Genomic DNA, 20,726 nt, shown 5'->3' with positions numbered 1-20,726 from the left:
GGGAGGATCAGCGTGATCATTCAGGACACCATGCCGGCGACGGTACTCGCCGTCGGCAGGCTCATGGCCGGGACGGCGGGCGAAAGCCGCCGCTCCGCGCATCTCTTCGACTTGCACACCGGGGGTTCGCACCCCGAATTCCTGCACGCCCGCTGCGGCGCGGCGATGCCGTACGACCACCTGGAATGGGTCCCCGTCGGTTCGGGGATGCCCTGTGAACGTTGTCTCGGTCTCGCCGGTTCGGCCGACCAGGCGCGGTTGCCGCGTCCGAGCCGGGAGGTGTGACCGCCGTGGCCGTCCGTCTCACCACGCTGCTGTTCCGCCGTGAGGACGAACGCCTGGCCTCGGCGAAGCACCACAACCGCACCATCGGGCTCGAACTACGTCAGCGGTTCGGGTTCAGCCTCATCCAGGCGCCGTTGCGCAAGCAGCCGCCGTGGAATTCCGAAGTCGACGCGCCCGGCGCGCGCCGGGACCCGATCAGGACCGGCCGGCCACTCGAAGGTCACTTCGATCTGACGCCCCTGATCGGGCATCTGACCGGCCGGGCCTGATCTCACTCAGGGCTTGCGGCCCAGCCCGCCGAGCCCGCCGGTGAAGGTCGGGTCGTCCGCGAACCGGTCGCTCGCCCGGGAATCCGCTTCGTCGAGATGCCAGGTGGCCATCCAGTCGATACCCGGCTCCACCATCTCCAGCCCGTCGAAGAACGCGGCGAACTCCGCGCGGGTCCGCAGATGGAACGGCGCGCTCGTCTTCTTGTACAGCTCCTGGACGTTCTCCCGGTTGTCGCCTTCCTTGCGGGTGACGCCGTCCTCGGTCAGATGCGAGGACAGGAAGTACGAACCCGACGGCAGGAAATCGAGGTACCGGCGGACCATCTCGTGCACGGGCTCCTCCGGACCGAGGAAGTACAGCAGGCCGACCAGGACCAGCCCGATCGGCTGGCGCGGGTCGAGCACCCCGGTCTCCAGCGCGCGTTTCCAGATGTCGGCGGGATCCCGCACGTCGCCCTGCAGGACCGCGTGCCGCCCGAGCAGCCCCTCCCGTTCCAGCAGCAGCTGCGAATGCGCGACGGCGACCGGCTCGATGTCGACGTACACGACCCGGCTGTCGGGATTGATCGCGCTCGCGACCTGGTGGACGTTGCCGACGGTGGGCACGCCGGAGCCGATGTCGAGGAACTGCGTGATCCCCTGACGGGCCAGGTATCCCACGCCGCGGCCGAGGAAGTCGCGGCCGACGCGGGCGAACGTCTTGACCTCCGGGAACTGCTTCAGCACCTGCGAGCCGAACTCGCGGTCGATGGCCCAGTTGGCCGAACCGCCGAGGAACCAGTCGTACACCCTGGCCACGTTGGGTCGTTCGAGATCGACACCTTCTGGGGCTTCGGGGTCATGCTGCGTCGTCATACCGTCACACCTCGTCAGAAACCGGGTTTGCGGGCGACCCCGCCGATGGCGCAGTTAAGCGCAGGCGAGCGGGGGTCGTCCAGCCGCCATGCGCCGACCGGGACGAGACCCGGTGCCACGAGCTCGAAATCGCCGAAGAAACCGCGGATCTCTTCCTTGTCGCGGAAGGACGCGGGGTTGCTCGACCGCTCGTACTGCTTCACGACGCGCTGGACCTGTGCCAGCTCGTCACCCTCCACGTCGGACATCGTGACGTGGGACAGGACGTAGAAGGAGCCCGCGGGCAGCAGCCGCCGGTATCGCGCGACGACGTCGGCGAGCGCGGGGCCCGGCACGAAATGCAGGACCGCGACGGTCAGCAGGGCCACCGGTTTCGCCGGGTCGAGCACGCCGGTGTCGATGGCGCGTTCCCAGACGTCGTCCGCGTCGCGCAGATCGCCGCCGAGCACCGCGTGCCTGGCGGGATCCCCGTTCTTCTCCAGCAGGATCCTGGCGTGCGCCACGGCGACCGGTTCGTTGTCGACGTACACGCACCGGCTGTCGCCGTCGGCGTCGTCGGCGATCTCGTGGACGTTGCCGACCGTCGGCACACCGGAACCGAGGTCCAGGAACTGGTTCACCCCGTGGTCGACGCAATACCGCACCGAACGGCCGAGGAAGGCCCGGTTGGCCCTGGCGAGGGCACGGATGAGCGGGAACGCCTTGACCAGCTGTTCGCCGAATTCCCGGTCCACCGCCCAGTTCGCGGTCCCGCCGAGCGCCCAGTCGTAGATCCGGGCGGCGTTGGGCCGCTCGAGATCCACGCCGTCGGGCAGGAACCGCGGGTCCATCTCAGGATTGCATCTGGGTTCTGTACAGCTCGGCGAGTTCCTTGAGGAACTGCCGGGTCTCCTGGCGTTCCAGCGCGGCACCGCGCAGCCTGTCCCAGGAGTCGACGAAGATGTTGAAGTCCTTGACGTCGTCGAGGTACAACCCGCCCGCGGAATGTTCGATGTAGACGAAATCCCTGGTGCGGTCGGGGAACCGCATGATGGTGAAGTCGTTGGGCACGGCGGCGAGCCGCGCACCGAACGGCAGCACGTGCACGTACACGCGCGGATGCTTGTCCAACGCCAGCAGATGCTCGACCTGGTCCAGCATCACCGCCGGGGCGGAACCGCCGGGCGCGCGGCGCAAGGCACCCTCGCTGATGATGAACCGGTAGTAGGGCGGTTGTTGCTGCTCGAAGACGGCCTTGCGGTCCAAGCGGTTGCGGACCAGCGAGGTGACGTCCGTGGCGCCGGCTTCGGTGAACTGCTTGAGCATGTAGTGCTCGGACTGCAACGGGCCGGGGATGCGCTCGCCGTGCCAGGTGAGGATCTCCGCGGCCGCGGGTTCGAGGTCGGTGAAGGTGCGGAACCAGTGCGGCACCACGGATCGGTAGCCGGACCAGTGGCCGCGCTGCCCGGCCGCGGCGCGGGCCAGGTTCATCAACGTGTCGGCCTCGTCGCCGTTGATCCCGAACGCGTTCAGCATGGATCGCACATCCCCGAGCTTGACCCCGACGGCACCGGACTCGATCTTGTTGACCTTGCCCTGGGTGCAGCCGAGAACCTCGGCGACCTGCTGTTGTGTCATCCGCGCGGCGTTGCGGGCATGCCGGAGCTCGTTCCCGAGCTGCTTCCGGCGCGAGGTGACGGTGCTGGCCATCGCCTTGCTCTCCCGGACCACATAACCAGGACCGCGGCTGCCCGCGGTCCTGCGCGAATACTCGAACCCACCCAGGGTACTTCACCTTGAGGGGTTCGATGATGACATTGCGCAGCGTTCCAGGAAACGGCCGAAAACACCAGTCACCTGGTACGTCACCCTGGTGGCGGAGCGATCTCCTCACAATTCGGGCACGCCGGCCGGGCATAGTGACCGAGTGGACCAATCCCCCTTCGCCAAGCAGGTCACCGACGATGTCTTCGGGTACGTCCAGCCGGACGGCTCGTGGTGGATCAACAACTGCGGATTCGTCGCCGCGGGCGATCACACGGTGGTGATCGACACGTGTTCGACCGAACGGCGTACCAGGGCGCTCCTGGCGACGGCGGAGGCGACGGGCGGGGCGCCGGTGACCACCGTGGTCAACACGCATCACCACGGCGACCACACGAACGGCAACTACCTGGCGACCGGCGCGACGATCGTCGGTCACCGGAAGACGCGCGAGGTGATGGTCGCGACCGGGATCAACACCTACGAGAACTCGTTCACCGGCAACGACTGGGGCCATCTGGAACTGCGGCCGCCCGAGGTGCTGTTCGACGATCGGCTGACCGTGCACGCCGGCGACGTCCGGCTGGAGCTGATCCATCCCGGGCACGCGGCGCACACCACGAACGACGTCCTCGTCTGGCTGCCGGAACGCCGGGTGCTGTTCGTCGGCGACCTGATCTTCAACGGTGGCAGCCCCTTCGCGTTGATGGGCTCGCCCGCCGGCTGGCGGCAGGCGCTGGACCTGGTCCGCTCGCTGGAGCCGGAGACGATCGTGCCGGGACACGGACCGGTGTGCGGCCCCGAGGCGATCGACGTCGTCGACGGATACCTGGATTTCCTGCAGAAACTCGCTTCATACGGGAAGGCGGCTGGGCTGACGCCGCTGCAGGCCGCACGCGAAGCGGATCTCGGGCCCTACGCGGCACTGTCCGAACAGGAACGGCTTCCGGCGAACCTGCACCGGGCTTATGCCGAACTGGACGGTCTGGCCTGGGGTGCGCCGATCGATCTGGGGGCCGCGCTGGCGGACATGGTCACCTTCAACGGCGCGCCGATCCGCTGCTTCTCCTGACGCTGGCGCCCCAGCTCTCTCCTGCGGCAGGTGTTGCGAAAGCCACTTTCGCAACGTTGAAGGTTGCGAAAGTGGCTTTCGCAACCCGCCCGGCCGCTGCCCGCGTCCCCGCACGTCCCGAAGGCCACCTTTGAGACATCCAACGTCTCAAAAGCTCCCTTCAAGACACCCGAAATCCCGCCCAGTGCCCCACAAGCAGCCCCCACCCGTCCCTGGGGGGCGACCCCGAACCCAGCGTACCGCCGCTAGCGCCGCGTCAGGCCGCGTGAGCCGAGTTGTCCACAGGCAGGCCAGGTTGTGGACAACTCCCGGTTGATCCCTTCTCGCCCCGGCGCCGTATCCCTCAACGGGGATAGGCTCGGCACGGGAATCGAAGCGGAAGGGTGCGGATGAGCAAGAAGGCGAGCATCGGGGTCACCGGCCTGGCGGTCATGGGCCGCAACCTGGCCAGGAACCTCGCGAGGCACGGGCACACGGTGGCCCTGCACAACCGTTCCGAGCAGCGGACGAAGGAACTGGTCGAGCAGTTCGGCGACGAAGGCGACTTCATCCCGGCGTATTCGGCGCGGGAGTTCGTCGACGCGCTGGAACGGCCGCGCCAGGTCGTGATCATGGTCAAGGCCGGTGCGCCGACGGACGCCGTGATCGACGAATTCGTCCCGCTCCTCGAGAAGGGCGACGTGATCGTCGACGCGGGCAACGCGCACTTCGCGGACACCCGGCGCCGCGAGGCCGCGCTGCGCGAGAAGGGCATCCACTTCGTCGGCACCGGCGTGTCCGGCGGCGAGGAGGGCGCGCTGCACGGGCCGAGCATCATGCCCGGTGGGTCCAAGGAGTCGTACCAGTCGCTCGGGCCGCTGTTCGAGGACATTTCGGCGAAGGTCGACGGCGAGCCGTGCTGCACGCACGTCGGCGCGGACGGCGCCGGGCATTTCGTGAAGATGGTGCACAACGGCATCGAGTACGCCGACATGCAGCTGATCGCCGAGTCGTTCGATCTCCTGCGCGGCGCCGGCGGCTACTCCCCCGCCGAGATCGCCGAGGTCTTCCGCACCTGGAATTCGGGACGGCTGGATTCGTACCTGATCGAGATCACCTCGCAGGTGCTGGCCCACACCGACGCCGCTTCCGGCAAGCCGTTCGTCGACATCGTGGCGGACCAGGCGGAGCAGAAGGGCACCGGCCGCTGGACCGTCCAAATCGGACTGGACCTGGGCGTGCCGATCAGCGGCATCGCCGAGGCCGTCTTCGCGCGTTCGCTGTCCGGCTCGTCGAGCCTGCGCGAGGCGTCCCGCGGTCTCGGCGGCCCCACTCGCGCTCCGCTGACAGGGTCCGCTTTGGACACTTTCGCGGACGACGTAGAGCAGGCGCTGTACGCGTCGAAGGTGGTGGCGTACGCCCAGGGCTTCAACCAGATCCAGGCGGGCGGCGCCGAATACGGCTGGGACATCGATCTCGGCAAGGTCGCGTCCATCTGGCGCGGCGGCTGCATCATCCGCGCGAAGTTCCTGAACGACATCACGGCCGCGTACGCCGAAGAGCCCGCGCTGCCGACGCTCTTGACCTCGGGTGGCTTCCGCAAGGCCGTCGAGGACGCTCAGGACTCCTGGCGTTCGGTGATCTCCACGGCGGTGCGGCTGGGCATCCCGACCCCGGGCTTCTCGACCGCGCTGGCCTACTACGACGGTCTGCGCGCGGAGCGGCTTCCCGCGGCACTGGTGCAGGGGCAGCGGGACTACTTCGGTGCCCACACGTATCGCCGCGTCGACCGCGAAGGTTCGTTCCACACCGCTTGGGCGGCCGACGGCCGCCCCGAGTCCTCCGCCTGACAGAGCTGAAGGGGACTTTCCCCGCATAACATGAGACGAAAGCGTCCTTCACCGCGCGGCATGCGGTGAAGGACGCTTTCAGCCCTCCCTGGACGCGACGATCTCCGCCAGCGCCTGCAGGATCAGCTTCTCGGTCTTCTCTTTCGTAAGGCCGAGCCCGGCCAGCAGGTCGTCGCCGAGTTCGAACAGGGCCAGCAGGATGTGCTCGGTGCCGATGTAGTTGTGCCCGAGCCGCAACGACTCCCGCATGGTCAGTTCCAGCGCCTTCTTGGCTTGCGCGCCGAACGCCATCTTCGCCGCCTCCGCCGGTTCGCCGGCGGGTTCCGGCAGCCTCGCCTCCGCGGCTTCCCGGACGGCTTCGAGGGTCACCTGCTGCGCCACGATCGCCCCGGCGGCGAGCGCGGCCGGTTCCGCGAGCAGGCCGAGGACCAGGTGCACGGGCTCGATCTGCGGGCTCTTCGCCGAGACCGCCGCGTCCCGTGACGCGACGACGACCTGCCGCGCGCGATCGGTGTAGCGGCTGAACACCTTCACCAGATCTTCGAGCGACGAGCCACTGGAGTCGACGAAGCGCTTCTGGGCGGCCTGTTTCGACACCCCCATGTTCTTGCCGATTTCGGTCCAGGACGCGCCGGAGCGGCGCGCCTGGTCGACGAAGTGACCGATCAGATGGTCGGCCACTTCGCCGAGGTGCTCGCCGAGGAAGACCGCGTCGGACAGCTGGCCGAGCACGTCGCCGTCGGGATGCTGCTGCTTGATATGGGAGATGAGGTCGTCGAGCCGTACCGGATTCGTCATGCCGTCAACTTTAGGTTGACGCCCACTAATCGTCAACCGCGGGTTGACGCCACGGTGGCCTTGAGGTCGAAGCCGTGAGCCTCCAGCGTCTCGAACCGTGGTTCCGGATCCGCGGCGAACAGGCGACGCGCGGCGATGTGGTCCGGCGGCCGGTTCACCGACTCCACGCCGACGAGCACGCCGTCGCGGAACGACAGCACCGAGAACTTCCCGTCCTCCCGTTCCCCGGTCACAACGGTTCGGTCAGCCCCGGTCAGCAGCCCGGCGATCTGCAGTTTCGCGCCGAGCTGGTCGGTCCAGAACCAAGGCAGGCTCTCGTAGGGCGCCGGTTCGCCGACGATGACGGCCGCCACCGCCCGCGCCTGGTCGACGGCGTTCTGCACCGACTCCAGCCGGGTCGCCGTACCCGCTTGGACACACGGGAAGTTCGCGCAGTCCCCCACCGCCGAGATCTTCGGATCGCTCGTGCGCAGGTGCTCGTCGACGACGACACCGTTCGCCACGGCGAGCCCCGCCGCTTCGGCGAGCCGCGTCCGCGGCACCACCCCGACCCCGACCAGCACCAGATCGGCCAGCAGCCGGCTGCCGTCGCTCAGTTCCACCTCGGACACCCGCCCGTCGCCGTGCAACGCGGCGACGCCCGTGCCGAGCAGGATCGTGTGCCCGGCCCCTTCGTGCAGGGCCGCGAAATACGCCGAGACCTCGGGAGTCGCGACACGGGCCATCAGTCGTTCCTGCGCCTCCACGATCGTCACGGGCCGTCCGGCGTGCGCGGCGAATTCGAGCCCGATGAACCCGCCCCCGACCACCACCACGTTCGCCGCGCTTTCCAGCGCGGCCCGCAGAACATCGGCGTCGTCCTTGGTGCGCAGGGTGAACACACCGTCCAAAGTGGAGCCGGGAACCGGCAGGACCCGGTTGTCCGAGCCCGTCGCGAGGACGAGGTGGTCGTATCCGTGGGCGCTCCCGTCTTCGAGTACGACCTGCGAGTCGTCGCGATCCACCGCCGCGACCCGGCCGGGGATCAGCTCGATGTCCTTCTCCGCGAAGAAGTCCTCGGGCCGCAGGCGCAACTGGGCGTCGCCCGCTGTCCCGGCGAGGTACCCCTTCGAAAGCGGAGGCCGCTGGTACGGCAGGCCGGGTTCGTCACCGATCAGCACCACCCGGCCGTCGAACCCCTTGTCCCGCAGCGAGGTCGCCACCCCGAACCCGCTCTGCCCGGCCCCTACGACGAGGACGGTCTCCATCGGCGCTCCTTCCGTTGTGCCCGATGTCCATTCAACACCGCTCTCGCGCGACATGATCCTCACGCGAGGACGCGCTACGGTCAGGTCCATGAGCAGGCCCGAGGTCCACCCGGTCGACGCCCGGCCGCCGCTGCCGAAGCTGACCCTGCTCGGCCTGCAGCACATGACGATCATGTACGCGGGCTCGGTGGCCGTCCCGCTCGTCGTGGGCAGCGCGCTGAACCTGGACGCGGCGACGATCGCGTTGCTGGTCAACGCGGATCTGCTGGTCGCGGGGATCGCGACGCTGATTCAGGCGGTCGGGATCGGGAGGATCTTCGGTATCCGGCTGCCGGTGGTGGCCGGTGCGACGTTCACCGTGGTCAACCCGATGATCATGATCGCGTCCCAGTACGGCATGCAGGCCGTCTACGGCGCGATGATCGCGTCGGGCGCCTTCGGCCTGCTCATCGCGAAACCGTTCGCGAAGATGATCCGCTTCTTCCCGCCGCTGGTTTCGGGCACGCTGCTCCTGGTCATCGGGATTTCGCTGATCGGGCCGGGCGTCGGCCTGATCGCCGGCCACGACACCGGATCGCCGGACTACGCCAAACCCGCCAACATCGCGCTGGCGTTCGGCGTGATCGCGGTGATCGTGCTGTTCACGCGGGTCCTGCGCGGGTTCGCGAGCCAGATCGGGCCGCTGCTGGCGCTGCTGATCGGCCTGGTCGCGGCGATCCCGATGGGGCTGGTGAGCTTCAAGGGCATCGCCGACGCCGGCTGGTTCGGCCTCGCGTCACCGTTCCACTTCGGCCCGCCGACCTTCCCGATCGCGGCCGTGCTTTCGATGTGCGTGGTCATGCTGGTGACCTACACCGAATCCACCGCCGATCTGGTCGCGGTCGGCGAGATCACCGGACGGCCGGCCACCGACTCCGATCTCGCGCGCGGCCTCGCCACCGACGGTCTTTCGGCCATCCTCGGCGGCGCGATGAACTCGTTCCCGGACACCGCTTTCGCGCAGAACGTCGGCCTCGTGCAGATGACCGGGGTGCGCAGCCGATGGGTGGTCGCGATGGCGGGCGGCCTGCTCGTACTGATGGGCCTGGTGCCGAAGGTCGGCGCGTTCGTCGCGGCCGTACCGGAGCCGGTGATCGGCGCGGTCGCGGTGGTCATGTTCGCGATGGTCGCCGCGGTCGGCGTGCAGAATCTGAAGAAGGTGGATTTCTCCGGCAACCACAACACCTTCATCGTCGCGGTTTCGGTCGGGGTCGGGCTGCTGCCCGCGTTCGCGACGAATCGTTTCGGGAACTCGATCTTCTTCCAGCATTTCCCGGCTTGGCTTCAGACCATCTGCGGCAGCCCGATCACGGTCGCCGCGATCGTCGCGTTCACCCTCAACCTGCTGTTCAACCACCTCGGCAAACGCCGGGATCCGGATCTACTGCGGGCGCCTTAGCAGAAAAGCCACTTCGGCCACAGGTTGCACTCTTCGGTCGGCGTCGTCGAGGGCGGCGGCGGAGTGGGGTTGGGCGGCTGCGGGACGACGGTCGACCCGGTCGTCCTAGGCGGCTCGGCGGGCCCGTTCGACGACGTCGCCGTGGTGGGATCCGGGGAGTCGGACGTCGACGCGGCCGAACTCGACGTGCGGCGGCTGGACGTCGTGCGGCTGGGTCGCGACGAAGGCTCCCCCTCGCCGGTCACGACGGTCTCGGTGGACGGAATCGGCGACGTCGCGCCCGCTCCCCCGTTGTCCGAAGGCCGCTTCGGCATCTCGATGACGCTCATCTGGTTCGGTGCCGCGTTCGGTTCGGGGTCCGAATCGAAGCCGACGAGAACCGCGGCCGCACCGCAGGCGACGACCACGGCGATCACCACCGCGACAACTCTCCAGCGTGACTTTGCCCGTGACTCCTCGTGGTCGTCCCAGCCCTCGCGAATAAGCAGGTCGGCGACCGAAACATCGTCGTCATCCACCAGCTGAAACCTTTCGCACCGGGAACGAGCGAGGAGTAGTTTTACCGCAACTCACCGCCGAATGGGTGAAGTTAACCAAAAATTATTCACCCGATGGAACACGCTAGCGTAGGCCAGTCACACAGCGTGTATTCGTCTACTCCCGCGTATATCGGCGGTGACGGACCTTCGGTTCGCGTATACAGCGCCCTCGGCGGGTGGTGTAATCGACGGTGCCAGCACCGGAAGAGGGGGTTCGGACGGATCATGGAGGCTGACGCCCTCGCCGTGCCCGGAGCCGGTAATCCCGGTCGTCCGGCGGGCGCCCCGCTCGGAAACGGGCCGGTCGGCGATCTCGGCCTCGCGGGCGACCACGCCGCCATCTGGTCGTACGACTTCGAGCACGAGACCCTGTCCTGGCTGCCCGGACTGGAGTACCTGCTGGGTGGCGGCGTTCTCACCGAAGCCGAGACCGAGTCCAGGCTCGCCGATCTGGTGGCCCCGCTGACCTCCGGCACCCGCACTTCCCCGCCGTGGCGCGAGTTCGAACTCGAGCAGTCGTTCCGGAATCCGGCGGGCGAGGTCCGCTGGATCCGGCTGCGTGCCCGCACCATCGGCGACGACCAGGGCTCGACCGGGCTGCTCGGTATCGCCACCGACGTGACCGACGTCCGCGAGAACCGTCAAGCCCTCGAAGATCTCACTGACCGTTACCGGCTTTTGGTGGAACTCAGCCCGGACGCGGTCTGTGTCCACGAAGCCGGCGTCGTCACCTACGTCAACCGGGCGGCCGTCACCGCGCTCGGCGCGTCTTCGTCCGCCGAGCTGCTCGGGCGGCCGATCATGGATTTCGTCGCCGACGAATCGCTCCCGGCCCTGCTGGACAGGATCGCGTCGCTCCACCGCCAAGGCGCGTCGACCGACCCCGCCGACACCGTCATGCTCCGCCTCGACGGCACGAAGTACCTGGTCCAGAGCATTTCGGTGCGCACGACCTGGGAGGGCAGGCCCGCGTTCCAGGTCATCATGCGCGACATCAGCGCGCAGAAGGCCGCCGAAGCGACCCTGCGCTACCAGGCCGCGCTGATCAGCCACGTCAGCGACGCGATCATCGCGACCAGCGGCGCCGGCGTGGTGACCAGCTGGAATCCCGCCGCCGAGAACGTCTACGGCTGGACGGCCGGCGAGGCGATCGGCCGCACGGTCAGCGACCTCGTCGGCGCCGCGCTCGACCCGGAAACGGTGCTGCGCCGGGGCGGCGTCATGCAGACGACCCACCGCCATCGCAACGGTTCGACCCTGGCCATCCGCGTCTCGGCCGCGGAGATGAACGACGGCTTCGTCCTGGTCTGCGCCGACGAAACGGCCCGGCGGCGCGCCGAACAGCACTACAGCACGGTGGTCGCGTCCCTCGACGAAGGCGTGGTCGTGATCGGGCCCGGCGGCCTCGTCGAATCGGCCAACCCCGCGGCGTGCCGGATCATCGGCGTCGGCCACGACGACCTCATCGGCGTCCCCTGCGTGACGCTGGAGCTGTACGACGAACAGGGCCGCATCCCGCCCGCCCGGATGCCGTCGGTGGTGACCCGGCGCACCGGGGCGACACTGACCGGTCTCGTGCTGCGGCTGCGGAGGCCCGCGGGAGACGACGTCTGGATCTCGCTGACCTCGCGGCTCCTGACCCCGGAAGATCCGTCGGTCCAGGCGGTGGTCGCCTCGTTCACCGACATCACCGAACGCCGCGCCATCGGCGAACGGCTCGCCCACGAGGCCACGCACGACCCGCTCACCGAACTCGCGAACCGGACGCTGGTGCTGGACAGCCTCGCCGAAGCGCTCTCCGGCGCGGGCCGCGCCGAGCTGACCACGCTGCTGTTCATCGATCTCGACAAGTTCAAGGTGATCAACGATTCCCTCGGACATTCGGTCGGCGACAAGGTGCTCCGCATCGCGGGCGAACGGCTGCGCCGGGGCATCGGCGAGAACGACCTCGTCGGCAGGCTCGGCGGCGACGAATTCGTCGTCGTGACCGCGGAGATCACCGAGCCGCACGAGATCAAGGCGCTGGCCGAGCATCTGCGCGAGGCGCTGACCGAACCGATCACGGTCAACGGCAGGCAGCTGCACATCGACGCCAGCATCGGCATCGTCACCGCGGCCAACGACGACACCCGGACCGCCGAAGACCTGCTGCGCGACGCGGATGTCGCGATGTACCAAGCGAAAACGCTCGGCCGGGCGCGCTACGAGTTCTTCGACGTCGAGCTGCGGGAGCGGATGCAGCGGCGGCTCCGGATGGAACAGGACCTGCGCGACGCGCTGCAGAACGAGGAGCTCTGGACGGCGTACCAGCCGGTCGTGGACATCGAATCCGGCGAGATGGTCGCCGTGGAGGCGTTGCTGCGCTGGAAACATCCGGCGCACGGCACGATCTCACCGGCCGAGTTCATCCCGCTGGCCGAGGAAAGCGACCTGATCAACCTGATCGGCAAGTACGTTCTGCGCACCACCACCCGCGAGATCGCCAGACGGCGCGAACAGCTCGGCGTCGACCTCAACCTCAAGGTCAACCTTTCGGCCCGGCAGCTGGACGACCCGCATCTGGTCGCCGGGGTGCAGGACGCGCTGAAGACCACCGGGCTCCCGCCGCACGCGCTGACCCTGGAGGTCACCGAGAGCGCGCTGATGCGGGATCAGGCCGCGGCCGCCGAAGTCCTGACGTCGCTGCGCGATCTCGGTGTCTCGCTGGCGATCGACGATTTCGGCACCGGCTACTCGTCGCTCGCCCAGCTGCAACGGCTTCCCTTGGATACGCTCAAGATCGACCGCACCTTCGTCACCGGCATCGCGGAATCGCGCGACGCCGCGGCGATCGTCAAGAGCATCGTCGCGATGGCGCACGCGGTCGACCTGATCGTCGTCGCCGAAGGTGTCGAAGACGAACAGCAGCTCGCGATCCTGCGTGAGCTGCGCTGTGACCAGGCGCAGGGCTTCCATCTCGGTCGCCCCGCGCCGCCGGACGAACTTTTCGGAGCCGTGGGATGAGTGTCGAGATCAAAGCCGGAGAAGACCGCTACGACATCGTCGTGGACGGGAAACCCGCCGGGTTGCTGGAAACCCGCACGCGCACCGACGCGATCCTGTTCCTGCACACCGAGATCTCGGACGACTTCGCGGGACAGGGCCTGGCGGGCAAGCTCGTGACCGCCGCGCTCGACGACGTCCGGTCGCAGGGCAGGTCCGTCCTGCCCTACTGCCCGTACGTGCGTTCCTTCATCGCGAAACACCGCGAGTACGTGGACCTCGTCCCCGAGGACAAGCGCGCCGAATTCGAACTCTGAGCCCTCAGCCCGGGTAGATCGTCAGCAGTTTCGCGAGCTCCTCCTCGGTGAGGACGACGTCCAGCTCGCGCAGTGTCGCGTCGAGCCGCTCGGGCGGGACCGTGGTGGTCTCCTTGGTCCCGTCCGGCCGTTCGACGATGAGCTCCTCGCCGACCAGTTTGCGGCTGAGACCTTCCTCCAGCCGCATGACCACCAGCTGCCCGGTGAACGGCGACCGCGGATGCGTCGACGTGTAGTGGTGGTAGACCTCGTAGTCGATCCGGTGCATCGGCGTGAGGGTGAAGGCGTGCAGGTCGGTCCAGCCGTCGCCCTCCTTTTTCTGCAGGCGCCACCAGTCGCCGTCCGCGACGAGGCGATGCAGCCAGCCTGCCTGATCCACCACGGCGCCGTCGACCAAGGGCATCGGCACCAGCATCCCGGCGCCGAAGCCGACGTCGACCAGATGCGGGACCCCGTCGGCCTCGACCACGAGCGTCATATGCGTGTACGGCCCGTTCTTCTGCGGCTGCACCCGCGCGACCAGGCGGCGCACGGGATAGCCGAGCTGCTCGGCGGCCGCCGCGAAAAGGCTTCCGTGCTCGTAACAGTAGCCGCCACGATGGCGGCGGACGAGTTTGCCGATCACGTCTTCGAGCGCGATTCCCTTGTGCTGCCCCAAAACGACGTCGACGTTCTCGAACGGAACGGCGAGGACGTGCGCCTTCGCCAGCTCACGCAACGCGGCGGTGGAAGGCTTCGCGCGATCCTGGCCGATCCGGCCGAGATACGCGTCGAGGTCGAGGGTGCCGACGGTCCATTCGTCGACCTGCTCAGGTGCGATTGTCATGCCCCGAGAGTGACATCTCCACCTAACTCGAAGTCAAGGCTCGCCAACTGGTAACTGGCAACGGCCACCGACTTTCGTCACTTCCACGAACGAGTGACAATTGGCCACCCTTCCGGAATGAGCCGGTGAAACACACCGGTGTGGAAGGAGAAAGCAGATGAGGACTCGTTCCCTCGTCGCCGGTCTGCTGACCGGAGCGGCCGCCGTACTCGGGTTGGCGATGCCGGCTTCCGCCGCCGAACCGCCCTCGGGCGTTCAGCCGCTGATCGTGGGTGGTGTGGACGCGACCGAGACCTACACCTTCATGGCGTCCATGCAGACCAAGAGCGGCGACCACAACTGCGGCGCGTCCCTGATCACGCCGGAGTGGCTGGTGACCGCCGCGCACTGCGTCGAGGGCGAGCAGCCGTCGAACTGGCAGTACCGCATCAACACCACCGATCACACCAAGGGCGGCGAGGTCGCCGAGGTGGACAAGTTCGTGGTCCACGAGAAGTACGACGGCTCCGGACCGTACGACATCGCCCTGGTGCACCTGACCAAGCCGGCGGAAGCGACGCCGATCGAGATCGGCCAGTCGCCGGCGGCGGGCACCGACGTGCGCGAGATCGGCTGGGGGCTGACCTGTCCCACGCGCGGCTGCGGTGAGGCACCGGTGGTGCTCCAGCAGCTCGACACCAAGGTCGCCGAAGACTCCGGTTGCTCCGGCTCCGGGGCTTACGACGCGCAGACCGAGCTGTGCATGGACAACCAGGGCGGCAAGGCCAGCGCCTGCTACGGCGACTCGGGCGGCCCCGCCGTGGTGAAGTCGGGCGACAAGTGGACGCTGGTCGGCGCCACCAGCCGCGGCCAGACCGCCAGCTGCCCGGAGATGCCGGGGATCTACACCGACGTGACCGCGTTCGGCGACTGGGTCAAGCAGCAGACCGGCAAGTAGGACACCCGCCCAGCGCGCGGTGGCGCCCGATGCTCCTGCGACATCGGACGCCACCGCGCGTTGGCGTGGAATCGGCCCCAGGCATGAAAAAACCGCCTCGATGTGTATCGAGGCGGTTCGTTGAGCGGTGGCCAGGGCCGGGGTCGAACCGGCGACCTTCCGCTTTTCAGGCGGACGCTCGTACCAACTGAGCTACCTGGCCGGGAACGCCGGCGAGGAGCCGAACGATCTTGCGACCCTGACGGGACTCGAACCCGCGACCTTCGCCGTGACAGGGCGACGCGCTAACCAACTGCGCCACAGGGCCTTGCATACTGCTTTGTAACTGTACTGCGTACTCCCAACGGGATTCGAACCCGCGTTGCCGCCTTGAAAGGGCGGAGTCCTAGGCCGCTGGACGATGGGAGCCCGGTTCGGTTTCGGCGAACCGACCGACCCGCGCTCTCCGGTGTCCCCGGGAGCGAACATAACTATAGGACACCCCCGTTTCGGGCTTCGCACAGGGGGTCCCCTAGTTGTTCACAGGGCTGGGACCTGCGAGAACGCGGTGGCTTCACGATATCAGGCCCGAACGGCCGCCCGGGCCCGAAACGAAGCCCGGCCGCGCGGCACACCCCGCGCGACCGGGCCCCGTGAACGAACTCAGCGCTGAACGGGCGCCTGCCCGTCCTCGTCCAGCGTCAACCCCAGCATGTCCAGCAGCTGGACACAGTCATCGACGCCCAGCGCCCCGTTGGCCACCGCCAGCCGGGCACGGCGCACCTGGTCGTCGGACACGCGCTGCGCGTCCCCCTGACCCGTGCGCTGCGCCGGCAGACCACCGGCCAACGTCGTCGAGCTTCCCCCATCGGCACCTTCGTACCGAAGGAGGAACTGTCGAACTTCCACAGACCCACCCATGGTTCCTCCAGACGGCCAACGAACAGCTTGGCCGCGAGGCTAACCAGAGCCGGCCGCGACACACAGCCCCCCGGAGAGTGAACCTGTCGCCACGCTCCGCACAACGCAGAGCGATCACGCGTACGGCCGCGCCACATGAACCCCAGGCGAACCACAGGTGGTGCCCTGCCCGGAATTCTGCCCGCGCCCACTCGCCCTTCTCAGGAAACCGTGCAACAATCGATTTGCTGACACACCCCCGGTCAGCGCCTGTGGAGATCCCCTCCGACCCCCGCGTTCCTCCCCCTGGCGCGGGGGTCGCTCCGTTTTCTGGGGGGCCACCCCCCAGACCCCCAGGTTCCTTGAGGGTGGCGGTTGGCGGGCCCCGGACCGGTGGCGGTCGCGTGCCCCAGCGACGCTGCGCGAGTGGTTCTTTCACAGCTCCGAGGTCGCGTTTAGTGATCATCAGTGGGGGCGTATTGGTGCCGGGTTGGGCCATTCGAGACAAGAATTTAGGTGTGTCGTGGCTCACTGTGGTTGGTTTGCCGAGACCGAACCGTTATCGTGGCCCGGTGCCCCTTCCTTCCCTGAGCCGTCGTAGCGGCAGCCGCACGAACTTGAAGCCGGTCAACCCCGGTCGTCACCGCAACTCCGCCTCCAAGGAGGCCGAAGCGGTCGTCGAAGACTCGGAGCTCACCAGCTACCTTCGCGCCCTCGCCCCCGAGAACGACCCGGAGAGCACCGGCACCGGCAAGCGCTTCGGTGAAGCGCAGGTGTTCCAGCTGCGGATGAACCTCATCGCCTGCGAACAGCTCAAGGACGCCGCCGCCGAGCGCAACCTGTCGCCGCAGGCGCTCGCGCAGGAATGGATCCTCGAGCGCCTCTCGTGGGAATCGCAGGCCAACTCGGCCCAGCAGCGCCGCCACGAGGAAGCCCACACCGACGAATTCCGCTTCGACGCCAACGCGTGGGAGCAGCCCGTCCCCCGCTGACCCCGGCCGCGGAACGGAACAGCACGACAAAAGAAGGTTTCACGGCAAGAGAAAAGCCCCCGGCGAGATCGCCGGGGGCTTTTCTGATCAGTCTGAGCAACGCCTGAAGGGCGGACTCAGATCGCGCGGACCTTCTGGGCCTGCGGGCCCTTCTGGCCCTGACCGACCTCGAACTCCACTCGCTGGTTCTCCTCGAGCGTGCGGAACCCGCGACCCTCGATCTCCGAGTAGTGAACGAAGACGTCGCCCTCGCCGCCATCCTGCGCGATGAAGCCGAAGCCCTTCTCCGCGTTGAACCACTTCACAGTGCCTTGCGCCACCGCTGTACTCCTCGTTGCACATCCGCTTCGAGTGCCTCCGAAGCGACACCCAGACCGTCCCGGGCGGTTCCAACGAGTCGAGCGAAGAGCGCGTCACCGGCTCATGGCTCGCGTCAGAAGTTCCGCGAGTGTGAAGCCACGAACACGCAAAACGACGGCCTGATGGCAGCGTACCGGGATCTGGCCATATTTGAAGCCCGTGATCGGACTCTGGGCACCCCCGAGTACCAAGGTCACCGGAACGTCGTAGACCGATCCGGGTTCTGTCGGACCCCGCCGCTACCCTTTCGCCGCACGCCGACCTCGGGTCATCGCCGGACACGGAACGAAGTCGGTCATGCCCCGATCGTGAGCCGGCGCCCACCCGATTGTGACTCGCATCACTCTCCGTGGGATCAACTTATGGGGCGGCCCGGACGTCATGGTCGGTGTACAGGGGAGCAAAGGGGAAGCTTTGAGGTTCACGGAAACCGCGCGCCGCCGGGCGGCGTTCGCGGCACTGGGGTTGGTGGCCGTTCTGACGCTGGGGGCGTGCAGCAGCGAGCCGACCGTCTCGGCCAGCGGGCCGGACGGCGGCGGGCCGGTCAGCAGCGACACCGGCGGGCAGGCGCCCGCGCCCGCCAAACTGACATACGAGCCCGCGGCGGGCGCGCAGGACGTCGCGCCGGGGCAGCCCATCAAGGTCAGCGTCGCCGACGGCACGCTCGACCAGGTCGTGCTGACCAATCCCGACGGCAAGCAGGTCGCCGGCCAGCCGTCCGAGGACAAGAAGAGCTGGGTCACCACCGAACAGCTCGGTTACGGCAAGTCCTACACGTGGTCCGGCAAGGCCACCGGCACCGACGGCAAACCCGTCGAGATCGGCGGCGCCTTCACCACCGTCAAGCCGCGCAAGCAGGTGGGCGCGAACATCAACGTCTTCGACGGGCAGACGTACGGCGTCGCCATGCCGATCACGCTGACGTTCCCGAGCAAGGTCACCGACAAGGCTTCGGTCGAGAAGGCGCTCTCGGTCGAGACCACGCCGAAGACCGAGGGCTCCTGGGCCTGGGTCCACGACGACACGTCGGTGCACTGGCGGCCGAAGGCCTACTGGCAGCCCGGCACCACGGTGAAGTTCAACGCCAAGATCTACGGCGTCAAGGTCGGCGAAGGCGTGTACGGCAAGGAAGACCGTTCGGCGAGCTTCACGATCGGCCGCTCGCAGATCGTCAAGGGCAACACCCAGACCCACCGGCTCGTGGTGATCCGTGACGGGCAGCAGATCGCGGACTACCCGGCCAGCTACGGCCTCGACGCCGACCCGGGCCGCGTCACCCCGACCGGCACGCACGTGGTGATGTCCAAGCACGACACGTACTCGATGACCAACGAGCGCTACGACTACGAGAACATCGTCGTCCCGTCCGCGGTGCGGTTCTCGACCAACGGCGAGTTCATCCACGGCTACGCGCCCTCGATCTGGGCGCAGGGCAAGAAGAACATCTCGCACGGCTGCGTGAACCTGGCGCCCGCGAACGCGAAGGCGTACATGGACGGCGCCCTGGTCGGCGACCCCGTCGAGATCGAGGGCAGCACGGTGAAGATCAACCGGGCGCGCGACTACAGCGACTGGACCTACTCCTGGGACGAGTGGACCAAGCTCTCCGCGCTCGCGAGCTGAAGTACTCCCATGGAACCGGGCGGCCGGAGACCTTCGGGGTCTCCGGCCGTTCGTGTTGGTCGCCGTGCGCTGTTTGGTCGCCGTGCGCTGACTGGAAAGTTCCGCGGGGCGCGGTACCGCGATCGTCCTCCGGTGGTCCTGGAAGGCGCCCCGCAAAACGTTCCAGTGGGCCTTCGGCCCGAAAGAGGGCGCACGGGTGAAGTCTCCGTCGGGCGCGGGGCGCCCTTGGGGAGACAGCGTCCTGAGACTTTCCTAAAAGTCGATGCAACCCCACGGTGAGCGGGACGCATGTCTAACGCGTAAGGCGCCGCGGCCAATGAGCGGCGCCCGGATCGAGGAGACACTTTTGCGTACTCGTATCGCTCTCACTCTCGGCGCGCTGCTGCTGGCGGGCGGCGCCGCCTTCGCGACCACGTCGCTGGCGTCGGCCGATCAGAGCGCGCCGTCGCCGACGGCCACTCAGGCGCCCCAGCCGCCGACCAAGGCGCCCACCGCGGCGCCGGAGGAGCCGACCCGCGCCACCACCGCCCCGCCGCGTCCGGAGCCCGCCCCGCGGACGACCCGCCCCGGCGTCGTGAAGCCGGGCGAGCACCGCGTGCCCAAGGCCGTTCCCGCCGGCCCGACCGGGGATCTCCACCTCCCCGCCATCGTCGAAGGAGCCGGTAACTAGGTGTCGTCGAGCCGCTCGTCGAAGACCGGGACGGGCTCGCCGTGGGACGGCGAGTTCGCCCGGTACTTCGACGAGCGCGCGCACAGCCTGCGTGCCACCGCGTACCTCCTGTGCGGCGACTGGCACCAGGCCGAGGACATCACCCAGGCCGCGCTGCTGAAGCTGTACCTGGCTTGGCCGAGGCTCTCCCGGCACGACGCGCTCGACGGCTACGCGCGCAAGATCGTGCTGCGGACCTTCCTCTCCGAGCATCGGCGCGGGTGGCGCAAACGGGAGAAGCTCACGGACGCGCTTCCCGACGTCCCGGGCGAAACCACCGGCACGGATCAGGAGATGCTGGTCAGGCACGCCCTGTCCGGCATCGCCCCGAAGCAGCGGGCCGTGCTGGTGCTGCGCTACTTCGAGGATCTCGGCGTCGAAGAGACGGCCGCGGCGCTGGGTTGCAGCACCGGGAACGTGAAGAGCCAGGCCGCGCGAGGTCTCGCGACCCTGCGCAAGCGGCTCGGACCGCATTTCAGCGAACTGGCCTTGACCGGAGCGCACGACGATGGGAGGTGAGGGATGGACGAGGACATCAAGGGCGTGCTTTCGCACGGCGCGAGCGGTCCCCCGCTGGGTATCCGGGCGGCGGACATCATCGAGCGGGGTGGCCGGATCCGGCGACGACGCAAGCGGCTGGCGGTGGCGGGGAGTTCGCTGGCGACGGTCGCGGTGATCGTGTTCGGCGCGATCGCCGTCGGTGGTCGCGGCGGCGAGGGCCCCGCTCCGGTCCAGCCCGCGGGGCCGGGCTTGTCGACCATCGCCCCGGCACCGGTCTCACCGGCGCCTTCCGAAACGTCGCCCCGTCCTGAAGTCTCTCCTGAGAAGCCGCCACCACCCACGACGGGCCCGAAGCCCGATCAGACGCGTTCGACACCGAAGACCGTCCAGCCCGGACGTACGACGACAGCCGTTCCTCCTCGCGCTCCGTCACCGACGAAGCAGCCGAGCGAGCCGCCGACGGCGGTCACGACCCACTGATCTTCGCCCGGAACGTCCGTTTCCTGAAGTGTGACCCAAAGTAAT

22 protein-coding genes and 3 tRNA genes are annotated in these 20,726 nt (G+C 68.2%); 14 read left to right on the top strand and 11 right to left on the bottom strand.

Going from position 1 to position 20,726, the window contains the following annotated elements:
- Window positions 1–12: 12 nt before the first annotated feature.
- Together ACOCEP_RS13315 and ACOCEP_RS13310 are read left to right on the top strand one after the other, a co-directional pair.
- A complete protein-coding gene (locus ACOCEP_RS13315) occupies window positions 13–285 on the top strand; it encodes a hypothetical protein (protein WP_482337500.1) in 273 nt (90 codons plus the stop codon).
- Window positions 282–554: a hypothetical protein gene (locus tag ACOCEP_RS13310; RefSeq protein WP_482337499.1), complete on the top strand. Its 273-nt coding sequence runs from the start codon at window positions 282–284 to the stop codon at window positions 552–554. Before ACOCEP_RS13315 ends, ACOCEP_RS13310 begins: the two co-directional genes overlap by 4 nt.
- Window positions 555–560: 6 nt before the next feature.
- On the opposite strand, the gene ACOCEP_RS13305 is transcribed toward ACOCEP_RS13310, so the two are convergent.
- From ACOCEP_RS13305 to ACOCEP_RS13295, 3 genes are read right to left on the bottom strand one after another with little or no spacing between them, the layout of a single operon-like run.
- Window positions 561–1,409 (bottom strand): SAM-dependent methyltransferase, encoded by an 849-nt coding sequence (locus ACOCEP_RS13305; RefSeq protein WP_482337498.1) that lies wholly within the window; start codon window positions 1,407–1,409, stop codon window positions 561–563.
- A 14-nt stretch (window positions 1,410–1,423) separates the two neighbouring features.
- Window positions 1,424–2,239, bottom strand: coding sequence for an SAM-dependent methyltransferase (locus tag ACOCEP_RS13300; RefSeq protein ID WP_482337497.1), 816 nt, complete (start codon window positions 2,237–2,239; stop codon window positions 1,424–1,426).
- A gap of 1 nt (window position 2,240) precedes the next feature.
- On the bottom strand, window positions 2,241–3,098 hold the full coding sequence (locus tag ACOCEP_RS13295; RefSeq protein ID WP_126733165.1) for a helix-turn-helix domain-containing protein: 858 nt from the start codon (window positions 3,096–3,098) through the stop codon (window positions 2,241–2,243).
- 217 nt (window positions 3,099–3,315) lie between these two features.
- Between ACOCEP_RS13295 and ACOCEP_RS13290 the strand changes: the two genes are divergently transcribed.
- Both ACOCEP_RS13290 and gndA read left to right on the top strand, forming a co-directional pair.
- Entirely contained in the window at window positions 3,316–4,224 is a 909-nt protein-coding gene (locus tag ACOCEP_RS13290) for an MBL fold metallo-hydrolase (protein WP_482337496.1), read from the top strand.
- A 389-nt stretch (window positions 4,225–4,613) separates the two neighbouring features.
- On the top strand, window positions 4,614–6,053 hold the full coding sequence (gndA, locus tag ACOCEP_RS13285) for an NADP-dependent phosphogluconate dehydrogenase (RefSeq protein ID WP_482337495.1): 1,440 nt from the start codon (window positions 4,614–4,616) through the stop codon (window positions 6,051–6,053).
- A gap of 78 nt (window positions 6,054–6,131) precedes the next feature.
- On the opposite strand, the gene ACOCEP_RS13280 is transcribed toward gndA, so the two are convergent.
- Both ACOCEP_RS13280 and ACOCEP_RS13275 read right to left on the bottom strand, forming a co-directional pair.
- Window positions 6,132–6,851 carry a Clp protease N-terminal domain-containing protein gene (locus ACOCEP_RS13280; RefSeq protein ID WP_482337494.1) on the bottom strand — a complete coding sequence of 240 codons (720 nt, stop codon included), beginning with the start codon at window positions 6,849–6,851 and terminating at the stop codon, window positions 6,132–6,134.
- A 32-nt stretch (window positions 6,852–6,883) separates the two neighbouring features.
- Entirely contained in the window at window positions 6,884–8,098 is a 1,215-nt protein-coding gene (locus ACOCEP_RS13275; protein ID WP_482337493.1) for an NAD(P)/FAD-dependent oxidoreductase, read from the bottom strand.
- 88 nt (window positions 8,099–8,186) lie between these two features.
- On the opposite strand from ACOCEP_RS13275, the gene ACOCEP_RS13270 reads away from it, so the two are divergent.
- From ACOCEP_RS13270 to ACOCEP_RS13255, 4 genes are all read left to right on the top strand, one after another.
- Window positions 8,187–9,536 carry a nucleobase:cation symporter-2 family protein gene (locus ACOCEP_RS13270; RefSeq protein WP_482337492.1) on the top strand — a complete coding sequence of 450 codons (1,350 nt, stop codon included), beginning with the start codon at window positions 8,187–8,189 and terminating at the stop codon, window positions 9,534–9,536.
- Between the two features lie 24 nt (window positions 9,537–9,560).
- Window positions 9,561–10,061: a hypothetical protein gene (locus tag ACOCEP_RS13265; protein WP_482337491.1), complete on the top strand. Its 501-nt coding sequence runs from the start codon at window positions 9,561–9,563 to the stop codon at window positions 10,059–10,061.
- Between the two features lie 239 nt (window positions 10,062–10,300).
- Complete coding sequence (locus ACOCEP_RS13260) at window positions 10,301–13,078, top strand: EAL domain-containing protein (RefSeq protein ID WP_482337490.1); 2,778 nt, start codon at window positions 10,301–10,303, stop codon at window positions 13,076–13,078.
- Window positions 13,075–13,374, top strand: coding sequence for a GNAT family N-acetyltransferase (locus ACOCEP_RS13255; protein WP_482337489.1), 300 nt, complete (start codon window positions 13,075–13,077; stop codon window positions 13,372–13,374). The genes ACOCEP_RS13260 and ACOCEP_RS13255 overlap by 4 nt, the downstream gene beginning before the upstream one ends.
- A gap of 4 nt (window positions 13,375–13,378) precedes the next feature.
- On the opposite strand, the gene ACOCEP_RS13250 is transcribed toward ACOCEP_RS13255, so the two are convergent.
- Window positions 13,379–14,200 (bottom strand): arylamine N-acetyltransferase family protein, encoded by an 822-nt coding sequence (locus ACOCEP_RS13250; protein ID WP_482337488.1) that lies wholly within the window; start codon window positions 14,198–14,200, stop codon window positions 13,379–13,381.
- Window positions 14,201–14,357: 157 nt separating this feature from the next.
- On the opposite strand from ACOCEP_RS13250, the gene ACOCEP_RS13245 reads away from it, so the two are divergent.
- Window positions 14,358–15,137, top strand: a complete 780-nt coding sequence (locus tag ACOCEP_RS13245; protein WP_482337487.1) for a S1 family peptidase — start codon at window positions 14,358–14,360, stop codon at window positions 15,135–15,137.
- A gap of 128 nt (window positions 15,138–15,265) precedes the next feature.
- Here the strand turns inward: ACOCEP_RS13245 and ACOCEP_RS13240 are convergent.
- The 4 genes from ACOCEP_RS13240 to ACOCEP_RS13225 all read right to left on the bottom strand — a co-directional run bounded on the left by ACOCEP_RS13240 (window position 15,266) and on the right by ACOCEP_RS13225 (window position 16,037).
- Window positions 15,266–15,339, bottom strand: a tRNA-Phe gene (locus ACOCEP_RS13240).
- 31 nt (window positions 15,340–15,370) lie between these two features.
- Window positions 15,371–15,444 (bottom strand) — tRNA-Asp (locus ACOCEP_RS13235).
- Window positions 15,445–15,472: 28 nt separating this feature from the next.
- Window positions 15,473–15,545: transfer RNA gene (locus ACOCEP_RS13230), tRNA-Glu, on the bottom strand.
- A gap of 234 nt (window positions 15,546–15,779) precedes the next feature.
- Window positions 15,780–16,037: a hypothetical protein gene (locus ACOCEP_RS13225; protein WP_020633070.1), complete on the bottom strand. Its 258-nt coding sequence runs from the start codon at window positions 16,035–16,037 to the stop codon at window positions 15,780–15,782.
- A gap of 551 nt (window positions 16,038–16,588) precedes the next feature.
- Between ACOCEP_RS13225 and ACOCEP_RS13220 the strand changes: the two genes are divergently transcribed.
- A complete protein-coding gene (locus ACOCEP_RS13220) occupies window positions 16,589–17,008 on the top strand; it encodes a hypothetical protein (protein ID WP_482337486.1) in 420 nt (139 codons plus the stop codon).
- Between the two features lie 116 nt (window positions 17,009–17,124).
- On the opposite strand, the gene ACOCEP_RS13215 is transcribed toward ACOCEP_RS13220, so the two are convergent.
- Window positions 17,125–17,328, bottom strand: coding sequence for a cold-shock protein (locus tag ACOCEP_RS13215; RefSeq protein ID WP_003097368.1), 204 nt, complete (start codon window positions 17,326–17,328; stop codon window positions 17,125–17,127).
- Window positions 17,329–17,749: 421 nt separating this feature from the next.
- On the opposite strand from ACOCEP_RS13215, the gene ACOCEP_RS13210 reads away from it, so the two are divergent.
- The 4 genes from ACOCEP_RS13210 to ACOCEP_RS13195 all read left to right on the top strand — a co-directional run bounded on the left by ACOCEP_RS13210 (window position 17,750) and on the right by ACOCEP_RS13195 (window position 20,681).
- Window positions 17,750–18,991, top strand: a complete 1,242-nt coding sequence (locus tag ACOCEP_RS13210) for a L,D-transpeptidase (RefSeq protein ID WP_482337485.1) — start codon at window positions 17,750–17,752, stop codon at window positions 18,989–18,991.
- 316 nt (window positions 18,992–19,307) lie between these two features.
- Complete coding sequence (locus ACOCEP_RS13205) at window positions 19,308–19,661, top strand: hypothetical protein (RefSeq protein ID WP_482337484.1); 354 nt, start codon at window positions 19,308–19,310, stop codon at window positions 19,659–19,661.
- A complete protein-coding gene (locus ACOCEP_RS13200; RefSeq protein WP_482337483.1) occupies window positions 19,662–20,219 on the top strand; it encodes a SigE family RNA polymerase sigma factor in 558 nt (185 codons plus the stop codon).
- A gap of 3 nt (window positions 20,220–20,222) precedes the next feature.
- Window positions 20,223–20,681: a hypothetical protein gene (locus ACOCEP_RS13195; protein WP_482337482.1), complete on the top strand. Its 459-nt coding sequence runs from the start codon at window positions 20,223–20,225 to the stop codon at window positions 20,679–20,681.
- Window positions 20,682–20,726 lie beyond the last annotated feature (45 nt).

This window comes from Amycolatopsis sp. CA-211722, from assembly GCF_056828465.1.
The sequence above is the reverse complement of the archived record's forward strand: the minus strand, read 5'-3'. Positions and strand labels throughout refer to the sequence as shown.